Below are 14,790 nucleotides of genomic sequence, written 5' to 3'. Positions count from 1 at the left end.
CACGCCATGAAGACCCTGGACAAGAAGCTGCTGCGCGACCTGCGCCTGATCTGGAGCCAGGCGCTGACCATCGCCCTGGTGGTGGGCAGCGGCGTGGCCGGATTCATCACCAGCTTCAGCGCCTATGACGCGCTGGCCTGGTCGCGCGATCTGTACTACGCCGACGCGCGCTTCGCCGATGTGTTCGCCAGCGTCAAGCGGGCCCCGCTGTCTCTGGAGCCGCAGCTACAGGCCATGGCCGGAGCGGCCCATGTAGAAACCTCGCAGGCGCAGATCGTGCCGGTGACAATAGACCAAGTCGCCGACCCTATCAGCGGCCTGCTGCTAGGCCTGGACCCACTGCTGCCGCAGCGCCTGAACCAGGTCCATCTGCGCAGCGGGCGCATGATCAGCAGCCACCCCACGGGGGCGCTGGAGGTGCTGGTGTCGGAAGGCTTCGCGGTGGCGCGCCAGCTGCGCCCCGGCGCCCGCCTCAGCGCCCTGATCAACGGCCGGCGCGAGACCCTGCTGGTCACCGGCATTGCCCTCTCTCCCGAGTACATCTTTGCCGGCCTGGGCGGCTCGCCCGACCAGCGCGGCTTCGGCGTGTTCTGGATGGACAAGCGCGCCCTGGCCGCGGCTTATCACATGGAGGGCGCCTTCAACCAGGTGGCCGTGCGCCTCAGCCCCGGGGCCAGCGAGGGCGCGGTGATCGATCAGCTCGACCGCCTGCTGGCCCGCTACGGCGGCAACAGCGCCCATGGCCGCGATCTGCAGATGTCGAACGCCATGCTCAGCTCGGAAATGGCACAGCAAAAGGTGATGGGCACGGTGCTGCCCAGCATCTTTCTGGCCGTGGCCGCCTTCTTGTTGAATGTGGTGCTGGGGCGGCAGATCGCCACCCAGCGCGAGCAGCTGGCGGCGCTGAAGGCGCTGGGCTACGACAACCGGGCCATCGGCCTGCACTACCTGAAGCTGGTGCTGCTGATCGTGGCTCTCGGGGTGGCGCTCGGCCTGGGCCTGGGCGCCCTGCTCGGCCATCTGCTGGTGGGCGTGTACGAGGACAGCTTCCGCTTCCCAGACATGCGCTTTCGCCTGCGGCCCGATCTGGTCCTGGTGGCCGTGGGCGCGACGCTGCTGGCGGCCGTGGCGGCCACCGTCAACGCGATCCGCGCCACGGTGCGGCTGGCGCCGGCCGAGGCCATGCGGGCGCCCTCGCCCGGCATCTTCAGGCCGATGTTGATCGAGCGCTGGAGCCTCAAGCGCTGGAGCAGCCCGGCGCTGCGCATGGTGCTGCGAACCATGAGCCGCCGCCCACTGCGCACGGGGCTGACCGTGCTGGGCGTGGCCATGTCCATGGCCATCGTGATCAGCGGCTCTTTCATGCGCGACTCGGTGGCGCTGCTGATGGACACCCAGTTCCGCCAGGCCTTGCGCGGCGATGTGGTGGGCGCGCTGCTGGAAGCCAGCCCCGCCCGCGTGCTCTACGAAGCGGCGCGCCTGCCCCATGTCACCGCGGTGGAGGGCATGCGCAGCGTCTCGGTGCGGCTGGTGAATGCCCAGCACAGCTGGCGCGGCCAGCTGGTCGGCAAACCGCCGCAGCCGGAGCTCAGCCGCATCGTCGACCTGGATCGCCACGCCTTGGCGCCGCCGCGCGACGGCCTGCTGCTGACCGACCGTTTGGCCAGGAAGTTAGGTCTTCAAGTGGGCGACCGGGTGCGGGTGGAGCTGCAGGAGGGGCGGCGCGAGGTGCTGGAGCTGCCGGTCAGCGGCACCGTGCATGAGATGCTGGGCATGAACGCCTATCTGCAGCGGGCCAGCCTGAACCGGCTCTTGCGCGAGGGCGATCTGGTGAACAGCTTCACCCTGGCCGTCGAGCGCGGCTTCGAGCCGGGCTTGCTGCAAAAAATGCAGGCGCTGCCGCGCCTGGGCGTGGTCTTCAGCAAGGCCAGCATGGCCAGGAACATCGAGGACGTGACCGTCGGCAATCTGCTGATGCTCACCTCGGTGCTGACGGCCTTTGCCATCGTCATCGCCGTGGGCGTGGTCTACAACAACGCCCGCATCGCCCTGGCCGAGCGTGCCTGGGAGCTGGCCAGCCTGCGGGTGCTGGGCTTCACGCGCAGCGAGGTGTCGGCGATCTTGCTGGGCGAGCTGGCCATCGAGATTCTGCTGGCCATGCCCCTGGGCATGGGGCTGGGCTATTTGCTGTCGGCCGGCATCGTCAGCCAGATCCAGACCGACGAGTTCTTCTTCCCCTTTGTGATCGCGCCGTCGACCTATGCCTTCGCTGCCGTCTGTGTGCTGCTGGCGGGCGTCGTCAGCGCCCTGATCGTGCGCCGCCGGGTGGATGGGCTGGATCTGGTCAGCGTGCTCAAGACCCGTGAGTGATTGATTGAGCGAGCGCCGGCCGCAACAGCTTCCCCCCTTTTTTCCTTTGCCTACTGGAATCGCCATGAGCCCATTGCCTGACCCGCCCGGCCCACCTCCACCGCCAGCATCGCCCGGCACCGAGGCCAAGCCCAGTGAGCCTGCGAAGGCGCCGACGACGAAGGCCGCCAAGCCCGAGCCCAAATCCAAGCTCAAAAGCCGTCTGCTCATGGCCGGCACCGGCCTGCTGGTCCTGGCCTTGCTGTTCTGGGCCTTCAAGCCGCGAGCGCTGGCCGTGGAGGTGGCCCAGGTCAGCCAGGGCCGCTTCGAGCGCGCGGTGCAGGAGTACGGCAAGACCCGGGTGCAGGACCGCTACATGGTCTCGGCACCGCTGGCCGGCCGCCTCGGCCGCCTGGACTTGCGGCAAGGCGACCGCGTTGCCAAGGGCGACATCGTGGCCCGGCTCTGGCCGATGGCGCCGGCCCTGCTGGACGAGCGCACGCGCGCCAGCCAGGCCGCCGGCAGCGCGGCGCTGGAAGCGGCAGTGGCGGGCAGCCAGGCGAATCGCCGCCGAGCCCAGGCGGCCGTGGATCAAGCCCGGCTGGACCTGCAGCGCAGCGAGGCCTTGGCCCGCCAAGGCTTTGTCTCGCCCACGCAGAACGAAGCCGGCCGGCTCAGCCTCCGCCTACGGCTGCAAGAGCTGGAGAGCGCGCACCAGCAAGCCCTGGCGGCCCAACATGAGCTGGAGCAAGCCCAGGCCGCAGGACGCGCCTTCGGGCCGCAGGCAGCGGGCGGCGCCCAGCCGAGCTTTGCCCTGGTGTCACCGGTCAGCGGCCAGGTGCTGCGCATCCTGCAGCAAAGCGAGGCGGCGGTGCCGGCCGGCGCCAGCCTGCTCGAGCTGGGCGACCCGAAGCGGCTGGAGGTGGTGGTGGACCTACTGACCGAAGACGCGACCGAAGTGAAAGCCGGCGCGCCGGTGCAGTTGCTGAACTGGGGTGGCAGCCAGGCCTTGCCTGGCCAGGTGCGCTGGGTCGAGCCGGCGGCCTTCACCAAGGTCTCGGCGCTGGGCGTGGAAGAGCAGCGCGTCAATGTGCTGATCGAGCTGAGCGCGCCGCCTGCGCAGTGGCAGGCACTGGGCGACGGCTACAAGGTCGATGTGCGCATCCTGGTGCAGGTGGTGGAACAGGCGGTGATGGTGCCGGTCAGCGCCTTGTTTCCCATGGGCGCCCAATCGGGCCTCTTCGTGCTGGAGCAAGAAGACCGCGCCGTGCTCAAGCAGATCACGGTGGCGGCTCGCAACGGCGTGCAGGCCTGGGTCAAGGCCGGGAAGGACAGCCTGAAGGTCGGCAGCACGGTGATCGACTACCCGGACAGCAAGCTCAAGGACGGAGCGAAGGTGGTGGCGAGGGGCAAGTGAAAACATCATGCCCCCGCCCCCGTTCGACGCCGACCGCCCGCCCGCTGAGCGGCAGCGGCGGCCGGCCCTAGGTATCAAGCAATTCCAGCCCCAAAAGCACTCACTGGCTGAAATAGCCCGAGCACTTCTTGACGCCGTTCTTGGTCAGGTAGAAACGGTTGCAGTTGGTGTCATAACTGCTTCCCGTGGCGGTGATGGTCCAACCGGCCAGGCTGACGGTGTTCAAGTGCTGCCAGGCGCCGTTGGACTTGAGACTCCAGTGCTGGTGCGGGCCTGTTGATGCGCCGCCATTGCACAGGGCCTGCGCCTGGTTGTTGGCCGGGTTGCCGATGAAGGCGTTCTTGGCCACGGCGGCGCCGGTGTTGTACTGCAGCTTGTCCATGTGATAGTAGGTCGTGGACCAGCCGCCGCTGTGCACGATCTCGGCAAAGCAGCTGGAGTGGCGCTTGAAGCTGCCGGCCGCCGAGGCCGAAACCCGCACGCCCGTCTGGTTGCTGCCCCAGCCGCCGCCCTTGCTCATGTCCAGCGAAGACATGGGGTAGTTGCCGCTGCCGGTGTTGGTGTGGGCGCCGCCCACATGCCAGGAGTCGCCAATTGGAAACGGGAACTGCAGGAAGCCGACCGGCGGCCCGGCCAGGCTGGTGTCTGGCGCGGCGGCGGATGCATCCTTGGCGGCGGGTGATTCATGCAGAGCGCGGGCGGCCTCGGTGTCGAAGCTCAGACCAAACAGGCGCTGGTAGGTGGCGGCGAACTCCTGTTCGCTGCCATTGGAGCCGGCCAACAACGCGCGCAGCGGTGAGGGTGCGGCGGCCTCGCTGCCGAACTCGCCGGCAGCAGCGTGCGGGGCAGGTTCGTACAGGCGGCGCGCCAGTTGATCGGCCACATCACGCACCTGGGCGTTGAAGCCGCTCAGCTTGGACAAGCTGCCCATGGGGCGGTTGATCGCGCCGCGCTGGCCCGAGCGGCTGATCAAGCCGCTGTGTTGCTCGATCAAGGCCAGCAGCACGCGCGGGCTGACGCTGCTGTAGCCGGCCCAGTGGGAGATGATTTCCGCGTACTGGGCCAGCTCCGGCGCCTGGGCCAGGAGGTAGCTTTCGGTGTCGAAACTGAACATCTCCGCATGGCTGTAGAGCAAGGAGTTGCTGGCCGGAGCGGTGCCTGCGCCTGCCGCTCGGGCTGGCATCGCGGCAAAGGCGGCCGCAGAGGCCAAGGCGATCAGCAGGTACTGTTTGGAGAGCTTCATGGCGATTTGGCTTTCACTGATGAGGGTGGGAAGACGAGCCGCCGATCACCGAAAGCCACGCCCCTGCCTAACTTCGAATTCAAGGATGCAGGAATGAATCTGCGCTCGGGCTCAGCTGGCAAACCCAGTCTAGGCAGGCCGCTGCCCAGCGTCTTCTGTCCGGGCTGGCAGCTTGTCGCGGCGCAGGGACTGTGCTAACGGGATCGCCACTGCCACCGCCGCAGCCCTCGGGCTCAAGGCTTCGCCGACTTCCGAGCTTCTTCATCGGCATGGCGCTTCAGCACCACGCGCAGGGGCTCCACACGCCGAAAACCGTACTTCTTCATATCGGGCTCGGCGCCGCCGATCCGGATGTTGATAGGCTCGCTGGCGCGCGCCACGAACTGCATCGGCTCCACCGCGCTGCAGAGGATGTCCCCCTGACTCGCCGCTGCGCGTCAGGTTCTGTGCACCAGACTCAGCAGATCGCCCTGCACCTTGCGCCGCGCCGGCTCGACATGACGGCCCAGCACCATCACGCGCAGGCGCCCCGGCAACTCGCTGCCACGAAAGGCCTGGAAGAGGCGTTCGGCCAGGGCGTCGGCCGACTCATCGCTCCAGCCCGGCTTGGCCTGCACCCAGAAGGTGAAGTGGCGGCGAGCGGGCTTGACGTCCAGCTGCTGTTCTCCCACCCAGGCGGCCTGCACCTCGCCCTCACGCAGCAGCAGGCCGCGCAGCTCGCGCAGCTGGTCGCCGCTGAGATCCGGCGTCAGGGTGCGCTCCCAGGGCTGCAGCTCGACGAAGCGCTCCCAGGCGCTCTGCTCCATGGCCTCACTGTCGCTGAGGCGCTGGCGCCAGAGGCGGCGCTGCTCGGGCGGCAGGACCTGATCATGCGCTTGGGCGGCATCCATCCAGTCTTGCGCCAGGCGCGCGGCCAGCCAGGCCTGGTCTTCGTGGTTCTGGTAGAGCTGTTCCAGCCATTCGCCGACGCGCAGATCGGCCTTGGGCGCGTGGCGCGCGGCCAGGCGGCGCAGGACCAGGGGGTGGCGCGGCGCGAGACTCAGGGCGCGTTCTAGCAAGGGGGTCGGGTCTTGCTCACTGAGCGCTTCCATCGCATCGGCCCACAGCAGCCATTCATCGGCCACCAGCGGCTGGCTGCCGGCGCGGGCACGCTGCTGCAGCTCCAGGGCCTTCTCATGCAGGCGACGCAGGCGCTCGCCATGGGCGCGCCAGTCGGCAGCATGGAGCTGCCACCACGCCGCATCCAGGGCGGCTGCGATGCGTTCGCGGGCCTGGCCCAGCAAACCCAGGGTGTGGCCGGCCGAAGGCTCGGGCAGCCGCGGCAAGCCCGGGCGCAGGCCATCGGGCGCCAGGCCCGCCAGGCGGTCCTTGAGCACCGGATGGGTGTCGTCAAAGTTGGCCAGGCGGCGGTACTCGCGGCGCAATGCCTCTTGCTGCCAAACGGGGTCGCTGCCGCGCTGCAGGCTGGCCGGCAGCTCGGCGTACAGGCTGGGCTGATCTTGCAGGCGCGCCAAGCGCCAATGGCGGCGCCAGAACTCCTGCTCGAACCATTGCGCCTTGATGGCGATCTCCAGCAAGGCTTGGCTGGCCACCTCGGGGCCGAACAGGCGGGCGGACACACGGTCTGCCTCGTACTCGTCCTCGCGCGCAAGAGCGAAGCTGAGCGCATCGAAGCGCGGGAAATACCAGCCGGCGAAGCCGCCGAGTATCCAGCTGACGGGCGAGCTGCTTTCGCGGTAACGCCGGCTCAGCCGGGCCCAGGCCAGGCGGGTGCGGTAGATCCAGGCCGAGAGCTTGCCGTGCTCGCCGCGCAGATGGCCGTATTCGTGGGCGACCACGGCGAACAGGCGGCGCGGCTCCAGGGCAGCCAGCATGGGCCAGCCCAGCATCAGATGGTTGCGATGGCGCAGGCCCAGCCACTGCGGCTGCTGGACGATGGCGGCGTTGAAGTCGGGCGTGATCCAGACCTTGTGCAAGAGCGGGCCGCCGACCTTGGCGCGGATCTTCTCCAGGGCGGAAAACAGTTCGGGGGCTTCTTTGGCTGTCAGCACCTCGCCCTGAGGCGCCTCGAAGGGCACGCGCAAACCTTGCAAGGCCGCGAACAGCAGGCCCAGGCAGCCCAGGCCCAACCAGACCATCCAGGCGCCCGGCCGCCCACCCTGCTGCAGATGCCAGGCCAGCGTCAACAAGCCGGCCAGGCCCAAGAGCGCACACAGCAGCACCGCGCCATAGCCCAACAGGGCAAAGCGCAGCACGCGGCGGCGATAACGCTCAGGTTCATCGCGGCTGGCCTGCTCGTTCAGGCGCAGCAGGTGCACATGGTCGGCCGAATTCACGCCTTATTTCCTCCACAAATGAAAATCGCCCCTGTTCGGGGGCGACGGCATTGTGACGGAATTGGCAGATGGGGCGACAGGCTCAGCGCACCCAGATGCTCATTCAGCTTAGGGGGATGGCGCTGCGGCAAGCCTGCGCACAGGCCCGCCCTCGAACAAGCTCAGGCATTCTCGATCAGGATTTCCTCGATCGTGCCGGCGGCCCGCTTGCAGGCTTCCATGACGGTTTCCAGCAAGGAATACAGCTCGCGCAGCTTGATGGCGCGCCAGGCGGCGGCGTCATCACCCTCTTGCTCGAACATGGTTTTGATGGCGCGCTTGCGCAAGGTGTCGACCTCATGCTCGATGCGGTCGATCTCCTTGCACAGGTCCAGGGTCTCCTGGCCGCGGGTCTTGTCCGGCAGCGCCAGCACGGCGCGGTCCAGGCGCAGGCAGGCGTCGGCCACCAAGGTCGCCATGGCGCGGGCTTCCTGGGTGGTTTCATTGATCCGGTACGCGCCGACGGCATTGCAGACATGCTGCAGCTCGTCGAGCACACGGTCCAGATCCAGTGCCAGGGTGTGCAGCTGGTCGCGGTTGATCGGGGTGGTGAAGCTCTCGTAGAGCAGGCGGATCAAGTCCTGGAGGATCTTGTCGGCGCTGGTCTCGTACTCGTGCACCTCCTCGATCAGCTCCAGGGTCTGAGCTCCGGGCTGGCCCAGGCCGGTGATCAAGCGAAGGGTGGCATTGCCACCGGCCACCATGCGGGTGGTGTGCGAAGCCAGCAGTTCAAAGAAGGCGTTGCGTTTGGGGGTCAATTGACTGCTCATATCGGGCGGCTCATGTCAGGACTTTCAAGCGGTGTCGGCGGGCTGCGGGCTCAGAGCCAGCCGCGGCCGATGTACCAGAACAGCGCTGCAATCAGACCCGAGGCCGGAATCGTCAGCACCCAGGCCACGACCAGATTGAAGGTCACGCCCCAGCGCACCGCCTTGACGTCCTGCGCCGCACCGACGCCGACGATGGCGCCGGTGATGGTGTGGGTGGTGGACACCGGAATGCCGCCCAGCGTGGCCAGACCCAGGCTGATGGCGCCGCCCATGGACGCACAGGAGCCGCTGACCGAGTTCAGCTTGGTGATCTTGGTGCCCATGGTCTTGACGATGCGCCAGCCACCCAGATACGTACCCCAAGCGATGGCGATGTAGCAGGAATAGACCACCCAGTTGGGCAGGGTCGCCACATCGGTGGTGGCCGCACCGGCCGAGATCAGCAGCAACCAGATGATGCCGATGGTTTTCTGCGCGTCATTGCCGCCATGGCCCAAGCTGTAGGCGGCCGCAGCCACCAGCTGGGCGTTCTTGAACCAACGCCCCGCCTGATGCGGCGAACGGTTGCGGAAGGCCCAGGCCACCGCCACCATCAAGAGCCCACCCAGCATGAAGCCGACAAAGGGCGAGATGACGATGAAAGCCAGGATCTTGCCGAAGCCGCTCCAGACGATGGGCGCGCCCGAACCGGCCTTGATCATGGTGGCGCCGATCAGGCCGCCGACCAGGGCGTGGGACGAGGACGAGGGGATGCCGTAGTACCAAGTGATGATGTTCCAGATCAGCGCGCCCATGAGGGCGCCAAAGATCACGTAATGGTCGACAAAGCTGGGGTCCACCGTGCCCTTGCCGATGGTGGCGGCCACCTTGAGCTGGAACACCCACAGAGCCGCAAAGTTGAAGAAGGCCGCAAAGGCCACGGCCTGCTTGGGCGTCAGGGCGCCGGTCGCGACGATGGTCGAAATGGAGTTCGCGCCATCATGAAAGCCGTTCATGAAGTCGAATGCCAGGGCCACGGCAACAAGCAGGCCCAGCACCCAGATGCTGATCGTTAATCCTTCCATGACATGTCCTCAGGAGTTCTCGATCAGGATTTCTTCAATCGTCTTGGCAGCGTCTTCGCAGCGGTCCAGCACGTCTTCCTGCAGACCGTAAAACTCACGCATCTTCATGGCGATCCAGGGGCTGCCGCCGGCCTCGAACAAGCGCGTCACGGCGCTGCGCTCGATGCGGTCACCCTTGGATTCGATGGCCTCGATCTGCTTGCACAGCTCGATGATGTCGGCGGTGCGCTTCTTGTCGCCGAGCAGGCTGACGGCCTGATTGAGGCGCAGGCAAGCATCGGCACCGAGCGAGGCCATTTCACGGCCTTCGACCGTGGAGTCCTTGATGTTGTACATCTCGACGGCTTGGGCCACGCGCCGCAGGGCGTTGATGACCTGGTCGATCTCGATGGTCAGGGTGTGGATCTGGTCGCGATTGATCGGCGTCGTGAAGGACTTGTGCAAGAGCTGGATCAAGGCTGCCTTGATCTTGTCGGCGCTTTTCTCGTTCTGATCAACCTCTTGGGCCAGCGCCGCCACATCCTGATTGCGCTCGCCGAGGCAGTTGACCAGGCGCAACATGGCATTGGCGCCGGCGACCACACGGTCTGAGTGCGCGGCAAGAAGCTCATAGAACTCCCTGCGTTGTGGCATCAGGCTACTGAACATCGATGACTCCTGGGAACTGAAAATGGGGACCTGCGGTGGGGCGGGATTTTGCCCGTGTCAACAAGGACTTGTGCTGATTTATGACAATTTGATGACGGCAAACCACAGATTTTCGCATCAGCGCTGCGACCGGTTCGCACGGAATCGGCACAAAGCAGCCGAATACAAAAGGCAACCACAGAGGCACTGAGGCACAGAGAAATACAAAGCTGAATTGGTTTTAGCTCTGTGCCTCCGTGCCTCTGTGGTTGCATTTGAATTTCAGCAATGTGCCGCAAGCGGCCCCACGAGGATCGGCCGGATCAAGAAGAACAGGCCACGATCGTGGCGATCGTGGCCTGTCTTGCAGCGGGGCTGGTCAGGTCTTGCTAGTTGAGCAATTGCTCCACATCGCTGGTCACATCGCCAGCAGCCGTGATCTTGGCTTCCAGGTAGGCCAGGTCCAGATGCAGGTGCTCGACCAGTTCCGGCACCGCCACCAGAAGCGACTGGCTGGGGTTGTCATGGTGCTCTGCCGCATCGGCCAGCACTTCGGCCAGATGCAGCACTGCAGCCATCAGCGAGAAGGGCCGGATCTCCATCGGGGTGTCGGCATCCTTGAAGGCCTCGACCATGGGTGCGGGGAAATGCCAGTGCTGGGCCAGGCAGGCGGTCACGTCGGCATGGGTGCAACCGAAGCGATGCATCTCCAACGAAAAGCGGCTGCCCGGCTCGGCCGCATGGGCCTCGACATCGGCCACCAGCTCCGGGTCGCGCAGCGCCATCAGCAACTGGCCGGTGCGCAGCATCAGGCCGGCCAGGTAGGCGGTGTCGGCGTCCAGCTGCAACATGCGGCTGAGGATGCGGGAATAGGCGGCCGTGGCGATGCTGTGACGCCAGAACATGGTGCGGTCCAGGCCTTTGACGACCGGAAAGGCATTGGACAGGCAGGCCGCCAGCGACAAATTGCGCAGCGTTTCCATGCCCAGGGCCGCGGCGGCATCGCTGAGATTGGAGATCTGGTGCGAAGGGCTGTAGCGGGCCGAGTTGGCCAGGCGCAGCACCTTGGCGGCGAGCGCGGCATCCTTGCCGATCAGGTCGGCGATGGCCGCCAGACTGATGTTGTCATCGTCAAAGCTGCGTATCAATCGGCTGGCCACCTCGGGCATGGTGGGCAGGGCGTTGTTCTTCTCGAAAAACTTTTCGGCGGCTGCCATGGCTGCTGCGGTCACATTGGTCTCCTAGCGTGTTCTGGGGCCTGGGCACGCTTGCAGTCTAAGGGAGCCACAGCAGGGATCAAAGCCAGCAAATGCACCGCGAAGCCGGTGCTTTCAACTTGCAGCCAACACTCGCTGCGGGCGCAGCTAGGCGGCGCCTGTCAACCCTGGGCCAGGGTCTGCAAAGCGGCCAGATTGAGCAGCTTGATGGTGTAGCCGCGCACCTCGATCAGGCCCGCGCTCATCAGCTGGCGCAAGAGCCGCGACAAGGTCTCGGGCGTGATGGCCAGTTGGGCGGCCAGCTCGCGCTTGCGTTCACGCAAGGCCACTTCTTCGCCGCTGGCCGGGCTGCGTTGCAGCAGCCAGGTGGCCAGGCGCTTCTGTGCGTCCTTGGCCATCAGATCATGGGCAGCGCCGGTCAGGTTCTGCACCGACTGGGCCAGACACTGCAAGAGACGCTCGCTCATCACCGGGTGCCGTGTCAGCAGCATTCGCACCCCGTTGACGGGCAGTTCCAGCAGACGCGCCGACATCAGGGCCTGGGCGTCCTGGCTGCGGCCTTTTTCCAGCCAGGCACTGCTGTTGTCCAGCCACTGCGGGCCATGGACCGCACGCTCCAGATGGAATTGCGTGGCCGACCCCGGTGCGCCGGACGCATGGGCACCCAGGCCCACCGCGCCCTCCAGCACGGCCACCAAGGTGTCGGCGGATTCGCCGCGTTTGAAGACGCAAGCGCCACTGCACAGGCTGCGAACCTGGGCCAGCTCCTGCAAGCCGCGCAGCTCATCGGCCGCCATGCGCGGCGGGCCGAACAGCGTGGACCAGACCGAAGCCGGCACCAGGGGTGCGGCGGCAAGCGGATGGGCGGCGGGCGTGAGGACCTTGTCCAAGATGAGCGTTGTCATGAGCAGCAGGGGTTGGCTGCCAATGTCGGCCAGATGCGCGCTCTTGTCTTTGAGCAAGGTCAACAGATGCCGACCTCGCCGCCCGCTGCCTCAGAAAATCAGCAGGGCGCGAAAGTCATTGACATTGGTGTGACTGGGCCCGGTCACCAGCAGATCACCCAGCGGCGCAAAAAAGCCGCGCGAGTTATGGGCGTCGAGCTCGGCTTGGGCGTTCAGGCCCAGGGCGCGGGCGCGCGCCAGGCTGCTCGGCGTCAGGAAGGCACCGGCATTGTCGCCAACACCGTCGATGCCATCGGTGTCGGCCGAGAGCGCGAACACGCCGGGCTCGCCATCCAGGGCGATGGCACAGCCGAGCAGGAACTCGGTGGCGCGACCGCCCTGCCCGAGCTGGCGGCCCGTGCTAACGGCCGCCCCGGGCGGCGGCGCGGCCAGGCTGACCGTGGTCTCGCCGCCTGACAACAACACACAGGGCTTGGCAAAGGGCTGGCCTCGCCGTGCCACGGCACGCGCCAGCGCCGCATGAACCCGGCCCACCTCGCGCGCCTCGCCCTCCATGGCATCGCTGAGGATGTGGGCGCGCAGACCCAGGGCAGCCGCGGCCTCGGCTGCCGCTTCCAGGCTGTGCTGAGGTGTGGCCAGCATGTGCAAGGAATGCTGCGCCCAGAAGGGCTCCGAGGCCTTGACCGTCTCAAAAGCACCCGACTCCAGGCCAGCGCGCGCGGCGGCCGGCAGGGGCAGACCGTAGCGTGCGCAGATGGCCAGCGCATCCTGGCAGCGGCTGGCGTCGGCCACGGTGGGCCCCGAGGCGATCACGGCCGGGTCATCGCCTGGCACATCGCTGATCAAGAGGGTCAGGACTTGCGCCGGCGCACAAGCCGCGGCCAGCCGCCCCCCTTTGATGGCCGACAGGTGCTTGCGCACGCAGTTCATCTCGCTGATGGAGGCGCCGCTCTGGAGCAGGGCCCGGTTCAGCGCCTGCTTGTCGGCCAGGCTCAGCCCCGGCGCCGGCAGGCTGAGCAGGGAGGAACCGCCGCCCGAGATCAAACAGATCACCAGATCATCGGCGCTCAAGCCCCGGGCCAGGCCCAATATGCGTCGCGCTGCGGCCTCGCCAGCGGCATCCGGCACCGGATGCGCCGCCTCCACCAGCTCCAGCCGGCGCGGCCGGTAGCCGGGCGGGCGGTGGCCATAGGCGGTGATCACCAGGCCCGAGACCAGGGCCTCGGCCGGCCACTGCGCCTGAATGGCTGCCTCAAGCGCCTGGGCCATGGCGGCGGCGGCCTTGCCGGCGCCCAGCACCAAGGTGCGGCCGCGCGGCGGCACGGCCGGCAAAAACGCCGCCAGATGCTGGGCCGGCAAGGCACGCGCCACGGCAGCGTCGTAGAGCTGGCGCAGCAAGGCCTTGGGGTCGGCAATCATCAGGGCAGTGACCTCAGGGCTGAGCGCCGGCCTCGAACCAACGGCCCAGCAAGGCACGCTCTTCGGCACTGATCTGGGTCGCGTTATTCATGGGCATGAGCTGTTGCACCACGGCCTGCTGGTAGATGGCCTGGGCGTTCTGACGGATCAACTCGGGGTTGTGCAGCTGAATGCCTTTCTGCGCGAGATCGGCGTTATGGCACATCACACAGCGCTGCGTGATGACGGCCTGCACCTCCGCCATGCCGGGCGCGGCAGCGGCAAGCGGCGAAGCGGCTGGCTTGGCCGGCGCCATCCAGACGATCAGCGCCGCCAGCACGGCCAGGGCGCCGGCCACCAGGCCCCAGGCTTGTTCGCCCTTGTGGCGCTTGACGAAGAACACCCGCACCAGCACACCGACCACCATCAGCGCGATCAGCACCAGCCAGTTGTGCGCGTGGCTGTAGAGCATGCCGTAGTGGTTGGACAGCATGGCAATCAGCACCGGCAGCGTGAAGTAGGTGTTGTGCACGCTGCGTTGCTTGCCACGCTGGCCGAACACGGGGTTCACCGCCTGGCCGGCGCGCATCTCGGCGATCACCCGCTTCTGCCCCGGGATGATCCAGACCAGTACATTGGCGCTCATCATGGTGGCCATCATGGCGCCAATGATCAGAAAGGCCGCCCGGCCGGCAAAGAGCTGGCAGGCCGCCCAGGTCGCTGCCGCAATGAAGATGGCGATCAAGCCCAGCACCCGCGCGTCGTTGCCGATGCTGCCGTCGGCCTTGTGGCCGAAACGGCGGCAGATCTGGTCATAGACCAGCCAGCCCGAGACCAGGAAACCCAGGGCCGCGGCCACAGCGGCCGGCGCGGTCCAGTCATGCACGCGGGCATCGATCAGATAGGTGTTGGCATGGAACAGATAGAGCAACACAAAAAGCGCAAAGCCGCTGATCCATGTCCAGTAGCTTTCCCAGTAGAACCAGTGCAGCTGCTGCGGCAGATTGGGCGGCGCCACCATGTACTTCTGCGGGTTGTAGAAGCCGCCGCCGTGGACGGCCCAGAGTTCGCCGTCCACGCCGCGCGCCAGCAGCTCGGGCGAGCTGGGCTTGCGCAAATGGTTGTCCAGCCAGACGAAGTAGAAGGAGGCGCCGATCCAGGCGATGCCGACGATGACATGCAACCAGCGCAGCAGCAAAGCGGCCCAATCCAACAGATAGGCGGGCGAAAGAAAGTCCATGCGAGCGATTCCGAGTCCACAAGGCGGCTCACCACAGGCGGGCGCTGTGAGCTGCAATCCCTGTCGCGTGGGGCCAGCGCGATGCCTGGCCCGACTCCTCTGCCGGCGCCTCGTGCAGCCGAGGCTGCACGCTGGGACGGCAGCGCTCCGCTGCGACGAGTGGGCAAAGTGTATACAGTTCCGCC

At 66.9% G+C, this 14,790-nt stretch carries 12 protein-coding genes; 2 read left to right on the top strand and 10 right to left on the bottom strand.

The features are described from left to right. Positions 1-6 precede the first annotated feature (6 nt). Positions 7-2,370: an ABC transporter permease gene (locus tag LNV23_RS15110; protein ID WP_263563716.1), complete on the top strand. Its 2,364-nt coding sequence runs from the start codon at positions 7-9 to the stop codon at positions 2,368-2,370. 64 nt (positions 2,371-2,434) lie between these two features. After that, entirely contained in the window at positions 2,435-3,766 is a 1,332-nt protein-coding gene (locus LNV23_RS15105) for an efflux RND transporter periplasmic adaptor subunit (RefSeq protein ID WP_263563715.1), read from the top strand. Positions 3,767-3,866: 100 nt separating this feature from the next. On the opposite strand, the gene LNV23_RS15100 is transcribed toward LNV23_RS15105, so the two are convergent. The 10 genes from LNV23_RS15100 to LNV23_RS15055 all read right to left on the bottom strand — a co-directional run bounded on the left by LNV23_RS15100 (position 3,867) and on the right by LNV23_RS15055 (position 14,605). Continuing rightward, entirely contained in the window at positions 3,867-5,009 is a 1,143-nt protein-coding gene (locus LNV23_RS15100; RefSeq protein WP_263563714.1) for a M23 family metallopeptidase, read from the bottom strand. Between the two features lie 233 nt (positions 5,010-5,242). After that, positions 5,243-5,398, bottom strand: coding sequence for a hypothetical protein (locus tag LNV23_RS15095; protein WP_263563713.1), 156 nt, complete (start codon positions 5,396-5,398; stop codon positions 5,243-5,245). 48 nt (positions 5,399-5,446) lie between these two features. Further along, positions 5,447-7,345 carry a M48 family metallopeptidase gene (locus LNV23_RS15090; RefSeq protein WP_263563712.1) on the bottom strand — a complete coding sequence of 633 codons (1,899 nt, stop codon included), beginning with the start codon at positions 7,343-7,345 and terminating at the stop codon, positions 5,447-5,449. Between the two features lie 161 nt (positions 7,346-7,506). Then, complete coding sequence (locus LNV23_RS15085; RefSeq protein WP_263563711.1) at positions 7,507-8,154, bottom strand: DUF47 domain-containing protein; 648 nt, start codon at positions 8,152-8,154, stop codon at positions 7,507-7,509. A gap of 50 nt (positions 8,155-8,204) precedes the next feature. Beyond that, entirely contained in the window at positions 8,205-9,218 is a 1,014-nt protein-coding gene (locus tag LNV23_RS15080; protein WP_263563710.1) for an inorganic phosphate transporter, read from the bottom strand. A 9-nt stretch (positions 9,219-9,227) separates the two neighbouring features. Continuing rightward, positions 9,228-9,866 carry a DUF47 domain-containing protein gene (locus LNV23_RS15075; protein WP_263563709.1) on the bottom strand — a complete coding sequence of 213 codons (639 nt, stop codon included), beginning with the start codon at positions 9,864-9,866 and terminating at the stop codon, positions 9,228-9,230. Between the two features lie 368 nt (positions 9,867-10,234). Beyond that, entirely contained in the window at positions 10,235-11,062 is an 828-nt protein-coding gene (locus LNV23_RS15070; protein WP_263563708.1) for an HDOD domain-containing protein, read from the bottom strand. 161 nt (positions 11,063-11,223) lie between these two features. After that, positions 11,224-11,967 carry a Crp/Fnr family transcriptional regulator gene (locus tag LNV23_RS15065; protein WP_263563707.1) on the bottom strand — a complete coding sequence of 248 codons (744 nt, stop codon included), beginning with the start codon at positions 11,965-11,967 and terminating at the stop codon, positions 11,224-11,226. A 90-nt stretch (positions 11,968-12,057) separates the two neighbouring features. Continuing rightward, the gene (locus LNV23_RS15060; RefSeq protein WP_263563706.1) at positions 12,058-13,386 is read right to left on the bottom strand and encodes a glycerate kinase type-2 family protein; all 1,329 of its coding nucleotides are present in this window, start codon (positions 13,384-13,386) and stop codon (positions 12,058-12,060) included. A 13-nt stretch (positions 13,387-13,399) separates the two neighbouring features. After that, a complete protein-coding gene (locus LNV23_RS15055) occupies positions 13,400-14,605 on the bottom strand; it encodes a urate hydroxylase PuuD (RefSeq protein ID WP_263563705.1) in 1,206 nt (401 codons plus the stop codon). Positions 14,606-14,790 lie beyond the last annotated feature (185 nt).

Origin of the sequence: Kinneretia sp. DJ1R-11 (assembly GCF_025717595.1) — a bacterium.
Classification (GTDB): Bacteria; Pseudomonadota; Gammaproteobacteria; order Burkholderiales; family Burkholderiaceae_C; genus Paucibacter_A.
This window is presented reverse-complemented; position numbering and strand designations above follow the sequence as displayed.